General features: G+C 71.3%; 13 protein-coding genes. 6 read left to right on the plus strand and 7 right to left on the minus strand.

Annotated features, from left to right (window positions below):
• Positions 1-3 precede the first annotated feature (3 nt).
• Complete coding sequence (locus AC0VYD_RS15510; protein ID WP_475476242.1) at positions 4-1,041, plus strand: FecCD family ABC transporter permease; 1,038 nt, start codon at positions 4-6, stop codon at positions 1,039-1,041.
• A gap of 68 nt (positions 1,042-1,109) precedes the next feature.
• Here AC0VYD_RS15510 and AC0VYD_RS15515 read toward each other — a convergent pair whose 3' ends face one another.
• Entirely contained in the window at positions 1,110-1,976 is an 867-nt protein-coding gene (locus AC0VYD_RS15515) for an NPCBM/NEW2 domain-containing protein (protein WP_475480278.1), read from the minus strand.
• A gap of 610 nt (positions 1,977-2,586) precedes the next feature.
• Complete coding sequence (locus AC0VYD_RS15520; protein ID WP_475476243.1) at positions 2,587-3,090, minus strand: SMI1/KNR4 family protein; 504 nt, start codon at positions 3,088-3,090, stop codon at positions 2,587-2,589.
• Between the two features lie 177 nt (positions 3,091-3,267).
• Here AC0VYD_RS15520 and AC0VYD_RS15525 point away from each other — a divergent pair, with 177 nt between their 5' ends.
• A complete protein-coding gene (locus AC0VYD_RS15525) occupies positions 3,268-4,047 on the plus strand; it encodes a DUF4097 family beta strand repeat-containing protein (RefSeq protein WP_475476244.1) in 780 nt (259 codons plus the stop codon).
• 116 nt (positions 4,048-4,163) lie between these two features.
• Here the strand turns inward: AC0VYD_RS15525 and AC0VYD_RS15530 are convergent, their stop codons facing one another.
• The 3 genes from AC0VYD_RS15530 to AC0VYD_RS15540 form a co-directional block, all read right to left on the minus strand.
• Complete coding sequence (locus tag AC0VYD_RS15530) at positions 4,164-4,949, minus strand: sporulation protein (protein WP_475476245.1); 786 nt, start codon at positions 4,947-4,949, stop codon at positions 4,164-4,166.
• Positions 4,950-5,095: 146 nt separating this feature from the next.
• Positions 5,096-5,908, minus strand: coding sequence for a sporulation protein (locus AC0VYD_RS15535; RefSeq protein ID WP_475476246.1), 813 nt, complete (start codon positions 5,906-5,908; stop codon positions 5,096-5,098).
• Positions 5,909-6,181: 273 nt separating this feature from the next.
• On the minus strand, positions 6,182-6,955 hold the full coding sequence (locus tag AC0VYD_RS15540; RefSeq protein WP_475476247.1) for a class I SAM-dependent methyltransferase: 774 nt from the start codon (positions 6,953-6,955) through the stop codon (positions 6,182-6,184).
• A 343-nt stretch (positions 6,956-7,298) separates the two neighbouring features.
• Here AC0VYD_RS15540 and rox point away from each other — a divergent pair, with 343 nt between their 5' ends.
• Together rox and AC0VYD_RS15550 are read left to right on the plus strand one after the other, a co-directional pair.
• Complete coding sequence (gene rox / locus AC0VYD_RS15545; RefSeq protein ID WP_475476248.1) at positions 7,299-8,726, plus strand: rifampin monooxygenase; 1,428 nt, start codon at positions 7,299-7,301, stop codon at positions 8,724-8,726.
• A gap of 107 nt (positions 8,727-8,833) precedes the next feature.
• Positions 8,834-9,316, plus strand: coding sequence for a YbaK/EbsC family protein (locus tag AC0VYD_RS15550; RefSeq protein ID WP_475476249.1), 483 nt, complete (start codon positions 8,834-8,836; stop codon positions 9,314-9,316).
• Positions 9,317-9,334: 18 nt separating this feature from the next.
• On the opposite strand, the gene AC0VYD_RS15555 is transcribed toward AC0VYD_RS15550, so the two are convergent.
• Positions 9,335-9,835: a hypothetical protein gene (locus tag AC0VYD_RS15555; RefSeq protein ID WP_475476250.1), complete on the minus strand. Its 501-nt coding sequence runs from the start codon at positions 9,833-9,835 to the stop codon at positions 9,335-9,337.
• A 178-nt stretch (positions 9,836-10,013) separates the two neighbouring features.
• On the opposite strand from AC0VYD_RS15555, the gene AC0VYD_RS15560 reads away from it, so the two are divergent.
• Together AC0VYD_RS15560 and AC0VYD_RS15565 are read left to right on the plus strand one after the other, a co-directional pair.
• Entirely contained in the window at positions 10,014-10,604 is a 591-nt protein-coding gene (locus tag AC0VYD_RS15560) for a hypothetical protein (RefSeq protein ID WP_475476251.1), read from the plus strand.
• 264 nt (positions 10,605-10,868) lie between these two features.
• On the plus strand, positions 10,869-13,154 hold the full coding sequence (locus AC0VYD_RS15565) for an FdhF/YdeP family oxidoreductase (RefSeq protein ID WP_475476252.1): 2,286 nt from the start codon (positions 10,869-10,871) through the stop codon (positions 13,152-13,154).
• 79 nt (positions 13,155-13,233) lie between these two features.
• On the opposite strand, the gene AC0VYD_RS15570 is transcribed toward AC0VYD_RS15565, so the two are convergent.
• On the minus strand, positions 13,234-14,442 hold the full coding sequence (locus AC0VYD_RS15570) for an FUSC family protein (RefSeq protein ID WP_475476253.1): 1,209 nt from the start codon (positions 14,440-14,442) through the stop codon (positions 13,234-13,236).
• Between the last annotated feature and the right edge of the window lie 34 nt (positions 14,443-14,476).

Genomic DNA, 14,476 nt, shown 5'->3' on the forward strand with positions numbered 1-14,476 from the left:
CTGATGCCGGGCACGGGGGTAGTCCGCCTGGGCGCTCTGTCGGTGCGGGTGTACTGGCCCGAGGCAGCGCTCGGCGCCCTGCTGGCCGCCCTGGCCGCGGCGGTGGCCCTGGTCTCACTGACCGTGGGCGACTTCGCGATGGGACCGGAGGAGGTGGTGGGCGCGCTCACCGGGCACGGCGGTGTGATGGCGGCTCACGTGGTGGTGGAGATGAGGCTGCCGCGCGCCCTGACCGCGCTGGGGGTGGGCGCCGCGCTGGCGCTCTCGGGCGCCCTGTTGCAGAGGCTGGCGCGCAACCCGCTGGTCAGCCCGGACATCATCGGGGTCAGCGCGGGCGCCACGACCGCTGCGGTGCTGGCCATCGTCGCCTTCAGCGGTACGGCGTTGACGGTCGCGTCCAGTGCCCTGGTCGGGGCCGTGGGCACCGCACTGCTGCTGTACCTGCTCGCCTACCGGCGGGGGGTCAGCGGGCAGCGGCTGGTCCTGGTGGGGATCGCGCTCACCGCGATGCTGGGCGCGGCGACCTCGTACCTGCTGACCCGCACCGAACTCACCACGGCGCAGCGCGCCATGCTCTGGCTCACCGGCAGTCTGGCGAACCGGGAGTGGCCGCACGCGGCGACGGTCGCCCTGGCACTCGCCGTCCTGGCGCCGGTCGCGTTCGCGCTGGCCCGTCCGCTGGCACTGCTCCAGCTCGGTGAGGACACCGCGATCGCCCTGGGCGGCCGGGTGCAGCTCTCCCGGGCCGTCCTGCTGTTCACCGCGACCGCGCTCGCGGCCATGGCCACCGCCGTCGCCGGACCCGTGGCGTTCGTCGCGCTGGTGGCCCCGCAGATCGTGCGACGGCTGCTGCGGGAGCGGGCCGTCGGGCTGTTTCCCGCCGCTGCCTGCGGCGGGCTGATGGTGGTCTGCGCGGACCTGCTCGCCCGCACCGCCTTCGGCGGGAGCGAGGTACCGGTCGGTGTGGTCACCGGGATCCTGGGAGCCCCCTACCTGCTGTACCTGCTGGCGCGCGGCGGCAGGGCGGGCCGGGGCGGGTGAGGCGGGACCCGCCCGCCGGGCCTCCTCGGGACTTGCGCGGGCGGATCGGAACTTGCGCGGGTGGCGGGTCAGCGCGCCACGGTGGGGTCGGCCCAGACGGCCGTCCCGCCCGAGTTCTCGACCCTCTCCGCCTCCAGGCGCAGCCTCAGGGCGCCTTCGACGTCGACGGAGACCTCTTCGGTCCGGCCCAGGGTGAGGGTGTGCGTCGCGAGGAGGTTGTTGTCCGCGAGCACCCGCACAGCGACCGTCACGTCACTCGGGGAGTCATCGCTCAGGCCCACCAACGCCTCGAAGGTGGTCCAGTCCCGGCCCAGGTCGAACTCGACGGAGCACGTCTTGCAGCTGTTCAACCGGACGGTCTCCGTGTAGTCCTGGCCGTCGACGGTGTAGGTGCCGGTGCCGTAGTGGTGCCCGCTCTCCTTGACCTCCAGCCGGGAGAGCCCCCATTGGCCGCTGGCCTCCACCGGGGTTCGTGTCGGGGAGGGGTCCTCATCCGATGGAGGGGGGCCGTCGGCGGTCCCGTCCTTCGTCCTTTCCGTGTCGTCGTCCTCACCGCTCACGGGATCCGCTGTGGAGGAGGACGAGGAGCTTTCGTCCTCGGAACGCTGCTCCTCCCGGTCCTGCCGCATCACCGCACCGCCGTAGCCGATGCCTCCTCCGAGGATCAACCCCAGCAGTACCGTTCCCGCGATCACCGCGGACAGAGCTCCCCGGGTCAGTTCCAACGGCTTGCGCGGCCAGGCCAGGCCCTCGTCGTCCTTCCTCCCCGAGACCCTGACGAACAGGGTGACGCAGGCGGCCACGGCCACGACGATCGCGGTGAGGGCCGCACTGACCCAGGCGGCGAACTCCCAGGCGGAGTCCCTGGTGATGCCGCCGCCCACCCAGAGGACGAAGAACGCGAAGCCGAGCAGGGCAGTGATCGCCAGCAGCATGGCCAAGAACCACATTTTCGACATGTGAGGATGATGTCGCAGGTCGGATGCGGCCGCCATTCCAATCTGGTTTTTTGTCCGGTCAAGCAAAGTATTCGGCCCGAAAAAGATTTATGGCCGCTATCCCTTGCCGTGCACCGTATGGACTCGTGCGCGTGGACCTGCGGCTTCGCGGCTCACCGGACCCGATGCCCAGGGCCTCCCGATCTGCCAGACGCGACGGACGAGGCTGCCGTGGCCCTTGCTCCCGGAACCGAGGGCGGCTGCGGATACCGTCCACCCGTGACGACAACGTTCGATTTCTTCGTTGCTCTCGCCCAGGAGCTCAGGATCCGTAACGGGTCCTGCGAATTCCTCCGTGCCTACGCCGCTCACCGGGCGGACGGTCCGGACGAGAGCGACGGGTGGAGAGAGGCCGAGCTTGATACGGCCGGGAACCGGCTGGTCCTACGCCTGTCGACAACGGCGCGGGCCTTCTCGTGCGCGGTCTGGCCCCCGAGGCGCTCGACCGGTTCCGGGACCTGACACGGGGCGAGCGGCTGGACCTCTGACCGACCGGGCCCGGGCACCCCCTTTGCGCACGGTCAACGGCTGTGGCGGCCAGCCCCGTTCACCGGCACTGCGCGTCGATGTACCCCTGGAAGTCCGGGAACTCCTCCCGGGCCCGCCCGAGGATCTCCCCCGGATCACGGCAGGCGTCGGGGGCGTGCCGTCGGGCGACCTGCAGAGCGCCGGGGTCGGGCTCGCAGGGACCGTCGTCGCTCCACCCCATGGCCTCGCACGGCCCGTGTCCCTGGGCCACCAGCCACAGGAAGGCTCCGAGATCGGTGGCCATGACCGCGAGCTCCCCCTCCGAGCCGAGGAAGACCACGGGCTGCTCGGTCAGCGGCCGACCCTCCCGGACCAGCCACAGGCCGGTGTAGCCGCCCGAGCCCTCCATGCCGAAGAAGCGGAGCTCGCTGCCGTCGACCCCCTCGTTTCCGGTCCACAACCGGTACCACCACGCGGTCTCGTCAGGGTGCTCGAAGGCTTCGTACATCTCGAAGTCCATGTCCCGGGCGCCACGGGTCCTCCTGAGGTCTTCCAGCATCGGGGGGAAGGAGAGATCGATCATGGGTGGACGGTAGCGCTCCGTACGGACATCAGCCCGAGGGGCCCGCGCCTGCGGCGCACCCGGCCAGGATCACGGACTCCGGCTCCCGGCGGGTGGTCCCGGCCCCACTCCCCCGGGGCTCCGTGCCCTTCGGCACCCACGGGTGTCCGATACCTGCGGGCATGCTAGCTTCGGACCGTGGCAGGATCTCAGGAGCCGACGTCCCGCACCGTCCGCGAGGAGGTGCGGCGCAGGCTGCTCGCCGCCGGAAGCGTTCTCCTGGCCCTGTCCCTGCTGGCCGGGTGCGGGCAGGAGGCGGGCTCCGGTGAACCGGGCGATCCGGAGGAGAAGAGCTACGAGGGCGTACCCGAACTGCTCATCGTCGAGAACGACAACGCCGCGCTGGAGATCGTCCCCGGCGGCACCGACGAGGTGCGGGTACAGCGCGAGGCCGAAGGAAACCCGAACGGGGACTGGGAACTGACCGGCGACACCCTCCGCCTGGAAACGGACTGCGCGGCGTTCTCCGACTGCCGGATCCGCTACCAGGTCATCGTCCCGGCCGACACCGCACTGACGGTGGCGACCGACGAAGGCCCCGTCACCGTGTCCGGGTTCAGCGCCCCGGTCGAGATCAGCTCCGGGAACGGCGGCCTCGACATCTCCGACGCCACCGGACCGCTCACCCTGACCTCGGTCAACGGGGACATGAACCTCACCGGGATCGGTTCGGAGAGCCTGAGCGCCGCCACCGACAACGGCGACATCGACGCCGCGTTCACCGAAGCCCCCTCCGAGGTCGAGGTCAGCACCAACAACGGTGACGCCACGATCGCCCTGCCCGGCGGCCCCTACGCCGTGTTCGAGACCTCCGACAACGGTCGGGTGGTCGCCGACGTCCCGGTGGACGAGGCCAGCGACAACACCGTCACCGCTCGGACCGGGAACGGGACCATCTCCCTGATCCCGGCCGACTGACCTCCGGCCCGGATCCCGTCCCCCGCGTCATCCCAGGGACATTCGCGGCCGGCGCCCCTCATGACACTCGCGGGGAGCGGCCCGGGGCCCGGGGAGCGCCCCCGGGCCCGCCTGGCTCAGAAGAAGTCCCTGCGGCCCGCCAGGGAGTCGATCCACTGGTGCAGGTGGCCCGTCCAGTCGCGTCCGGCGCCGTCGTGGTGGTTCACGGTGAAGCGGTGGAAGGTGTCGCGGCCCTCGGAGAAGAGCAGGCCCGGCTTCTTGTCCAGCTCCAGCACCACGTCCACACCGTGCTCGTCGGTGACCAGGGACAGCTCCAGTTCGTTCAGGCCCCGGTAGCGGCTGGGGGCGTGGAACTCGATCTCCTGGTAGAAGGGCAGCCGCTGCCGGGTCTGGGCGATGCGGCCCCGCTCCAGGTCGGCGTGCTTGAAGGTGAACCCGAGGGAGAACAGGGAGTCCAGGATGGCGGCCTGCGCGGGGAGGGGCTCGATGCCCACCGGGTCCAGGTCGCCGGGGTCGACCGCGTTCGCCACGTGCAGGCGGGTGTTCACACCGAGGTTCATGCGGTGCAGGTGACGGCCGCGGTAGGCGGTGACGGGGGTTTCCCAGGGCACGAAGAGCTCGAAGGGCACCTGGAAGCGCTGTCCGGGAACCAGGGCCACGCCCTCGCCCAGGCGTACCCGGTGGAACTCCATGTCGCTGTTGACCTCGTGGTCACCGACCTCGGTCTCGACCCGGGCCTGGAGGCCGACGGTGAGCTGCTCGACCTGCTGCTCGACGTCGCCGCCCTCGATGACGACGGTGCCCCGCAGGGAGCCCCCCGGAACGGTCACGGACGAGTCCAGAGAGGTTTCCACCGAGGCTCCACCGAATCCGATACCGGCGAGCAGACGCTTGATGACCATGGATACTTCCTTTTCCCGGTGGGTGCGTGGCCGGGAGCGTCGGGGATGGCGGGCGCACCCGGAGTCTGGGGGTGCGGCCGGGCCCCTGTGATCGTCCGGCCGCACTTGGCTGGGTGCCCGGGCTCAGTGGCGCCCGGAGACACGGCCTAGAGCAGGCTGCGGTTGCCTGCGATGGCGTGGACCCACTCGTGGAGCTTGGCAGCGATCTCCTCGGGGTCGGTGTCCTCGTGCTCGATGCTCAGGCGCAGGAGGGTGTCGCCGCCCTCGCTGAAGAGGATGCCGGGCTTCTTGTCCAGCTCCAGCACCACGTCCACACCCTCGTCGTCGGTGAGGAAGGTCAGCTCCAGCGACTCCAGGCCCTCGTACTGACCCGCGGCGGAGTACTCGAGCTCCTGGTAGAAGGGCAGCTTCTGGCGGGTGCCGGGGATCTCGCCCTTCTCCAGGTCGACGCCCTTCAGGACGAAACCCAGTGCGTCCAGCGCCTGCAGGACCGCGGCCTGGGCCGGAAGGGGCTCGATGAGCAGCGGGTCCACGTCCTTGCGGTCCAGGGCCTTGTCCACGTGCAGACGGGTGTTGAGGCCCACGTTGTCCAGCACGTGGGTGCCCCCGATGGAGGTGATGGGGGCCTCCATCGGAACGATCATCTCGAAGGAGAGCTCGAACTCCTGCTCGGGCTCCAGCTCCATCTCCTCGTCGGTGAGCGTCTGCTCGGCGACGACCACGTCGATGGTGTACTCGCCCGACTGCGTCTCACCCTCGGAGTCCTCGTACTCGTACTCCTTCTCCACGTTGGCGCGGAGACCGACGCTGATGCCCTCCAGTGTCTGGGCGACCTTGCCTCCGGTGACCTTGAGGGTGCCGGTGACGGTACCGCCCGGCTGGACGGTCTCGTTGTCGAGGGTGGTCTCTACGGTGGCACTGCCGATGCCGACACTGGCGAGCATGCGCTTGAAGATCAAAGCGTCTTCTTCCTACCTAGGTCCGCTGCCCGAGCGCCAGGGGAGGTGGGCGGTGGGACCGATGGGGGTTCGTGGAGAATCCGGCGCTGTTGGTAGGACGCGTCGCTGGTGGTACCGGTTCCCGCCGCTGTGGAGTTTTCCGCACTTTCTTCGGTACCGGCCACGGGGCGGAGACGGTCCGCGACGGGGCGCGCGGTCCGGCGGCGTGGTGGACGCTTCCCGGATGGATCACCGGTGGGCCGAACTCGGCCGAGCTCTGATGGGGGCGGGCCCTCAGGCGTCCGATCCGGCAGCCGACGGCGGTACCTCGACGACGAAGAACAGGAATCCGATCCTGGTCGACAGGTCCTGGAAATCGTCGGGGAACAACTCACGGGCGGCCGGGTCGGGCTGTGGTTCGCTGAGGACGGCGAGGCGGAAGCCGGCTGCGGTGAAGGCATCGGTCATCGCGTGCAACGGCCGACGCCAGAACCTCAGCGTGGCGGGCCGCCCGTTGAACGTGAACTCGTCGGAATAACTGGTGGTCGCGAAGTAGTCGGGCCGGGGATCCTGGATCGCGTAGTCCGCGAACGGGTGCTGCACCGACACGATCAGCCGACCGCCGGGCCTGAGCACGCGCCGCATCTCGGCCAGCGTCGGCCCCCAGTCCTCCAGGTAGTGCAGCACCAACGACGCGACCACGTCGTCGAACGAGCCGTCGGCGAACGGGAGGGGGTCGCTCAGGTCGACCACGCGCAGGTCCGTATCGTCACCGAGCCGCTCTCTGGCCAATGCCAGCATCCCGGCGCTGGCGTCAATGCCGGTGACGACGGCGCCGCGCTCGCGCAGAGCAGCGGACAGGGGACCCGAGCCGCAGCCGGCGTCCAGGATCCGGCGACCGGCCACGTCTCCGGCGAGGGCCACCATCGCGGGCCGCTCGTAGTACGCGTTCTGGATGTTGCTCTCGTTCTCCGCCGAGTACGCCTCGGCGAAGCTGTCGTAGTCGTTCGCCCGAACCGGGTCCGTAGGCTGGGCGAGACTCTCGGGCACGTCGGTAACGCGTTCCATCGCCGCAGCCTAGCCTTCGCGCGATCCGCCGGACAAGCCTGGTCCGACCGGCACGTGTCGCCTCTGCGCCAGGACGATGACGGCCCTGGTCAACGAGGTGTGTTCCGTTCGATGCGCCCTCGAGGGGGCCGAGGAAAAAGCAAAGGCGAGGGGTAAAAATACTCCTCGCCACTCTTAATTTATAGCGCACCCCGGGGCTTGCGGCAAGACCCGGGGCATGCCGCAGAATCAACGCTCGTAGCCGGAACCTCCAGGTGAGGGGACCGACAGGCGCGTGTGCCGCTGTCGGTGCGCAGGCCGCACGGGGCGGCCGGGGTCCGGGCTGAACGAACGGGGAGAGCTCATGTTCGACGTGATCGTGGTCGGTGGCGGTCCGACCGGCTTCGTGCTGGCCGCCGAGTTGCGGCTGCACGGTGTGCGCGTACTCGTGCTGGAGAGGGACGCGGAGCCGACCAGGGTGGTTCGCGCGCTCGGCCTGCACGCGCGCAGTATCGAGCTGATGGACCAGCGGGGCCTGCTGGAGCGGTTCCTCGCGCTCGGTCGGCGGTATCCGCTCGGTGGTTTCTTCGCGGGGATCGCCAAACCGGCACCGGAGGGGCTGGACACCGCGCACCCCTACGTCCTCGGCATCCCGCAGCCCACCGTCGACCGCCTGTTGGCCGAGCGCGCCACCGAACTCGGCGCCGGGGTCAGGCGCGGCTGTGCGCTGGTCGGATTGAGCCAGGACGAGCACGGGGTGAGCGCCGAGCTGTCCGACGGCACGCGGCTGCGTTCGCGCTACCTCGTCGGCTGCGACGGCGGTCGGAGCACGGTGCGCAAGCTGCTCGGCGTGGACTTTCCCGGTGAGCCCTCCAGGGTCGAGACGCTGCTGGGCGAGATGGAGGTGACCGCGCCGCCGGAGGAGGTCGCCGCCGTGGTGGGTGAGGTCCGTAGGACCCAGAAGCGGTTCGGTCTCGCGCCCTTCGACGGCGGGGTCCACCGCGTCATCGTGCCCGCCGACGGGGTGGCGCGGGACCGCGCGGTCCCGCCGACCCTGGAGGAGTTCAGGCGGCGGCTGCGCGCGGTGGCCGGTACCGACTTCGGTGTGCACTCACCGCGCTGGTTGTCCCGCTTCGGTGACGCCACCAGACTGGCCGAGCGGTACCGGATCGACCGGGTGCTGCTGGCGGGCGACTCGGCGCACATCCACCCGCCGACCGGTGGGCAGGGGCTCAACCTCGGGGTCCAGGACGCGTTCAACCTGGGCTGGAAACTGGCCGCCGAGGTCAACGGCTGGGCGCCGGAGGGGCTGCTGGACAGCTACGAGGCCGAACGGCGCCCGGTGGCCGCCGACGTGCTGGACAACACCCGCGCGCAGATGGAGCTGATGTCCACCGAGCCGGGGCCGCAGGCGGTGCGCGGGCTGGTGTCGGAGCTGATGGACTTGGACGAGGTGAACCGGTACCTGACCGAGAAGATCACCGCGCTCGGGGTCCGCTACGACTTCGGGGAGGGGCACGAGCTGCTCGGCGGGCGGATGCGCGACATCGGCCTGGGGCGGGGCCGCCTCTACGGGTTGCTGCACGGGGGACGCGGGCTGCTCCTGGACCAGACCGGGCGGCTCTCGGTGGAGGGCTGGGCGGACCGGGTCGACCACGTCGTCGACACCAGCGGGGAACTGGACGTGCCCGCCGTGCTGCTGCGTCCGGACGGCCATGTGGCGTGGGCGGGAGAGGACCAGGGGGCTCTGCTGGACGAACTGCCGAGGTGGTTCGGCGCCGCCTCAGGCTGAGTCGGACCCGGGCGGGCGGCGGGGCCGGTTCGGGAGCCGCTCCGCCGGCTGGGCCCCGGACCGGGGCCCTTGGATAACCTGCACCCGGAAGCGACGAGGGGATCGGCATGGACGAGGTCGAGGACCTGCCCGAACGCAGCCGTCAGGTGGCGCGGGCGCTCAGCGCGCTCGGGGCGCGGGGACGGGTGCGTGAACTACCCGCCTCCACCCGGACCGCGGCGGAGGCCGCCGAAGCCCTGGAGTGCGAGGTCGGCGCGATCGCCAACAGCCTGGTGTTCATGGCCGACGGGAAGCCGCTGCTGGTGATGACCAGCGGACGGCACCGGGTGGACCTCGCCCTGCTGGCCGAACGCCTGGGCAGGAAGAGGATCCGGCGTGCCGAACCGGAGGAGGTGCGGGCGGCGACCGGGCAGGCTATCGGCGGGGTCGCGCCCCTGGGCCACCCGGTACCGGTGGAGACCGTGGTCGATCCCGCCCTGGCGGACTATCCCCGTCTGTGGGCCGCGGGCGGTACCCCGAACACGATCTTCCCGCTCGACTACGCCGAGCTGGTCAGGATCACCGGCGGCTCCGAGGTCGCCGTCAACTGATCCGGCGGCCGTCGGCGGTCAGCCTGCCGGGGAGCGCTCCCCGCGGTGGACCGCCCTGTCGACACCCCAGGCGATCAGGCCGCAGACGGCGCCCACGGCGGTGCCGGTGACCAGGCTGCTCAGTGCCGCGAACCCGCGCACGACCACCTCCTGGACCACGGGCGGAAGGTCGCTCAGGTTGCCGCCGAGGGTCGGCGGAGCACCATCCCAGCTGGTGTTCCACAGGATCTGGTGGCCGAGCACGAGGAGAACGCCGTACAGGAGGCCCACCACGAGGAGCGTCAGGAACGGGTTCGGCACCCGCCGCCACAGCACCACGGTGATCCACACCAGGGGCGGAACGAACACAAACAGGGCGTTGACGAAGGTGCCCTCGTGGATGATCCAGAGGTCGTGCAGGACCACTCGGGGCGCCGCTACTAGGGCCAGGGCGACGACGGCGGGAAAGGGCAGCCCCAGGGCGGAACGGATGCGCGGCCCGGGACCGCTCCGCGGGGTGGGCCGGTCTGGTGGGTTCATGCGTCCCACGTTAGGAACGGGGGGGTAGGCGGCGCGTCAGCCCCCGGTCTCGACCTCCTACGTCCGAATGCGTCATCCCCCGACGCGCCGTACCCCCTACGGCGGGGCGTCGTGCGGTACGGTCGCCCCGACATCAGGTGGACGCTCACGCGCCCGGTCCGGGAAGGACTCCCCCCGCATGACCAGAACCGCTTGGATCGTGGCCGCGGCCTGTACGGCGGTCGCCCTGGTCGTCGGGTTCGGTGCCGGCTGGTTCGCCCAGCGGGCCTCGGCGGTGCCGCCCGCCCCGGAGCCCTCCGCCCGGAACCCGCACCCCGACGACGTGGAGGACCGGCCCGAGACCGGGTTCGAGCCGGTCACCGTCGGTCTGGACGAGACCCACGACTTCGGTGACGGGTTCACCATCGGCCTGGAGGGGTTCGAGCGCGGTGTCGAGGTGGGCGGGGTCGACCCCGACACGGGCGAGGAGGGGGATCTGCCCTACCTGTCGTGGACGGTGGAGATCGCCAACGAGGGCGCCGAGACCGTCCGGACCGGCCTGGTGACCAGGTCCTGTTCGGTGGGCGACCCCCTGCGGGAGTCCGGTTCCCCGGTGCTGGGCGACAGCGTGAACCCTCCCGAGAGCCTGGACCCCGGGCAGTCCGGGTCGTGGGACGAGGACTGCTGGGCGGACGAGGAGGACACCCACGTCCAGTACACGGTCGAGTTCCACGACCAGGACTTCGTTCCGCTCTACCCGGCGGTGACCTTCGCGGGGACGGTCGACTGAGCGGCGGCCCGGGCCGGTCCGCGCAGGCCGGCGGGCGGCGCCCCGCGGCGGCCGGGCAACGGCGGGCCCCGCGGTTTTCCCCGACCGGTACGGGCGTCGGCTTCCCCGTTTTGCCGCACCGGTGGAACGGGCCGGGAACACCGTCGCACCCCGTGCGACCCGCCCCTGTTCAGGGCCGTGGTTCAGGGCCGCGGCCCTGCGGGGACTCTGGACACGGGACAACCCAGTGGGAGAATAAACAGCGTGAAGAACCACGAATCGGACATGCCAGATCCCGTCCAGGACGCGCCGGAGGTCGGGCCGCCTAAGGAGAGCGCGGCGGGGGTCCCGGCCGTGCTCAGCAGCGTGCGCCACGTGGGCGAGCAGGCCGGGGTGCGGCGCGGGGTGCCCGCGATGCTCGCCGTCAACCAGAAGGGCGGGTTCGACTGCCCCGGGTGCGCCTGGCCGGAGCCCGACAGGCGGCACAGGGCGGAGTTCTGCGAGAACGGTGCCAAGGCGGTCGCCGAGGAGGCCACCCGCCGGGCCGTGACCGGGGACTTCTTCGCCCGGCACCCGGTCGCGGAGCTGTTCGAGCGCTCCGGGTACTGGCTGGGCCAGCAGGGGCGGCTGACCGAGCCCGTGTACCTGCCCGAGGGCGGCACCCACTACGAGCCGATCTCCTGGGACCGTGCCCTGGACATGGTCGCCGAGGAGCTGCGCGCTCTGGACACCCCCGACGGCGCCGTGTTCTACACGTCGGGGCGCACCAGCAACGAGGCGGCCTTCGCCTACCAGCTGCTGGCCCGCCAGCTCGGCACCAACAACCTGCCCGACTGTTCGAACATGTGTCACGAGTCGTCCGGGTCGGCGCTCACCGAGACGCTGGGCGTGGGCAAGGGCAGCGTGTCCCTGGAGGACGTCCACCAGGCCGACCTGATCATCGTGGCCGGCCAGAACCCCGGCACCAACCACCCCCGGATGCTCTCCGCGCTGGAGCGGGCCAAGCGTTCCGGGGCCCGGATCGTCACCGTCAACCCGCTGCCCGAGGCGGGCATGCGCGAGTTCCGCAACCCGCAGAACGCCCGGGGCCTGGTGGGGCGCGGCACCGAGCTGACGGACCTGTTCGCGCAGATCCGGCTGGGCGGGGACCTGGCCCTGTTCTCGGCGGTCAACCGGTTGCTGTTGGAGGCCGACCGGCGCGGCGGCGAGGTCCTGGACCACGGGTTCGTGGACGCGTACACGCACGGGTTCGAGGAGTTCGCCGAGGCGCTGCTGGCCGAACCAGAGGACGAGTTCTGGGCGCGGACCGAACGCGACACCGGTCTGACCCGTGCGCTCGTCGAGGAGCTCACCGCGATGGTGGTCGCCTCGGAGCGGATCGTGGTGTGCTGGGCGATGGGGCTGACCCAGCACAGGCACTCGGTGCCGACCATCCGTGAGGTGGTCAACTTCCTGCTGCTGCGCGGCAACGTGGGACGGCCCGGGGCCGGCGTGTGCCCGGTGCGCGGCCACTCCAACGTGCAGGGCGACCGCACGATGGGTATCTTCGAGCGGCCCGCGGACGACTTCCTGGACGCTCTGGGGCGGGAGTTCGGTTTCGAGCCGCCCCGCGAGCACGGCCACGACACGGTGAACGCGATCCGGGCGATGGCGCGCGGTGAGGTGGGCGTGTTCTTCGCGATGGGCGGCAACTTCGTGGCTGCCACCCCGGACACCGAGGTGACGGAGGAGGCGATGCGCCGGGTGGGGCTGACGGTGCACGTGTCCACGAAACTGAACCGCTCGCACGTGGTGACCGGTACGCGCGCGCTCATCCTGCCCGCCCTGGCCCGTACCGACCGTGACCTGAGCGGGGATCAGCCGCGCTGGGTGACGGTGGAGGACTCGATGGGGCTGGTGCACGCCTCGCACGGGGTGTTGCCGCCGCTGTCGGAGGGGATGCGCTCGGAGGTCGACATCGTGCGCGGACTGGGCCGGAGGCTGTTCGGGAACGGTCCGGTGGACTGGGACGCGATGGCCGACTACGACCGGGTGCGCGACCACGTGGCCGCGGTCGTTCCGGGGTTCGGGGACTTCAACGCCAGGGCCCGGCGGCCGGAGGGGTTCACGCTGCCGCACGCCCCGCGCGACGACCGGCGCTTCCCCACCGCGACGGGCCTGGCCAACTTCACCGTCAACGGCACCTACGCGCCACGGGTCCCTCCGGGTCGGCTGCTGTTGCAGACGCTGCGCTCGCACGACCAGTACAACACCACGATCTACGGGTTGGACGACCGGTACCGGGGCGTGCGCCGCGGTCGGCGGGTGGTGCTGGTCAACCCCGAGGACGCCCGGGAGCTGGGGTTGGCCGACGGGGCCTACACCGACCTGGTGGGCGAGTGGTCGGACGGCCGGGAGCGGCGGGCCCCGCACTTCCGGGTGGTGCACTATCCGACGGCGCGGGGCAGCGCGGCCGCGTACTACCCGGAGACCAACGTGCTGGTGCCGTTGGACTCCACCGCGGAGGTGAGCAACACTCCCACGTCCAAGTCGGTGGTGGTGCGTTTCGAGCCGTCCCCCGAACGCGTCTAGCCGACCGGGGGCGTTGCCGGTGAGCGCCGGCGCGGTGGAGCCTCGCGGCCACCGCGGCCGGCGGGGCGCCCGGTCCCGGTCAGCGGCGTTCCCGGAAGCGGCCGAAGCGGACCTTGGGCGGGCGGGGCAGGCGGGGCCGCCACCGCAGCCACGGGAGCCACGGCTCCTGCGGCGGCAGCGGGATCGTGGGGTCCTCCAGGTCGCCCTGGAGGACGTCCTCGACCTCCTCGAAGCGGATCCCGGCGAACACCATGATGTCGGCGGCGACCATCTCCACGGCCAGGTGCGTGGCGTGGGTGACGGGGTCGTCCTCGGCGTTGCTGGCCCCGTACAGGCGCGCCGCGGTGAGTGCCTGCTCCACGGCCTGTTCGCGGGTCTGCCTGCTGCTGAGGTCGTCGGCGAGAATGGCCAGGACGGCGGCCATGCCGCGCACGATGGGGCCGAGTTCACGGCGCTCCTCCGCGCCCATGGAGGTGGTGGTCCTCGCCAGGTACAGGCAGCTCTCGCCGAGGAGGATGAGCCGTTCGATGATGGCGTCCTCGTCCAGTACGGGCTGTGTGTCCCCCCAGCGGATGGTGGAGAGGCGGATCGTGGACATGCTGGCCTCGCGGGCCCGGCTGAGTTCGGCCATGGGGCGGCTGAGGTCACCGAGCCGGTTGACGACCTGTTCGCTGGAGGCCTCGCCCTCCTCGGTCAGGGACAGCCCCACCGCGTCGAGCATGTCGGCCATCTCCTGCAGGGCGTTCTCCTCGATCCGCCTCAGCATGGCGACCAGGCGGGCCGGGAAGAGGAGTTGGCTGAAGAGCAGGGCGACGCCGGCCCCGATCAGCGCGTCCACCAGTCGGCCCGTCCCGGGGTTGCCGCCGATGAGGATGGTCGCGAGGATGGCGCTGGCGGCGGCCTGGCCGATGATGATGCGCTCGGCGTTGACCGCGACCGCGGCGGTCATGGCGATGCCGGTGCCCAGTGCCAGGGCCAGGACGCCCCGGTCGGTGACCAGCAGGGCGAACTCTCCAGCGATGATGCCGAGGAAGACCCCGGTGAGCAGCCGGATGGCGTTGGCCCCGCGTTCGCCGCCCGAGGCGTTGAGCGCGATGACGGCGGCGATGGGCGCGAAGAAGGGGTAGTGGTCCTGGACCAGGCCTCCGGCGATGGTCCAGGCCAGTGCGGCGGCGATGACGGCCAGCAGGATCTGGGACAGGTACGAGGACACGCGCCGACGCGCCTTGGACACGGCGGCTCCGACCGCGCGCCGCATGGATCGTCCTCCCGTGGACAGAGCTCCCATGTTCTCCTTCGCCGCTCGCAGACGCCGGAGGTCC

This window comes from Nocardiopsis sp. iso_40 (genome assembly GCF_056173285.1).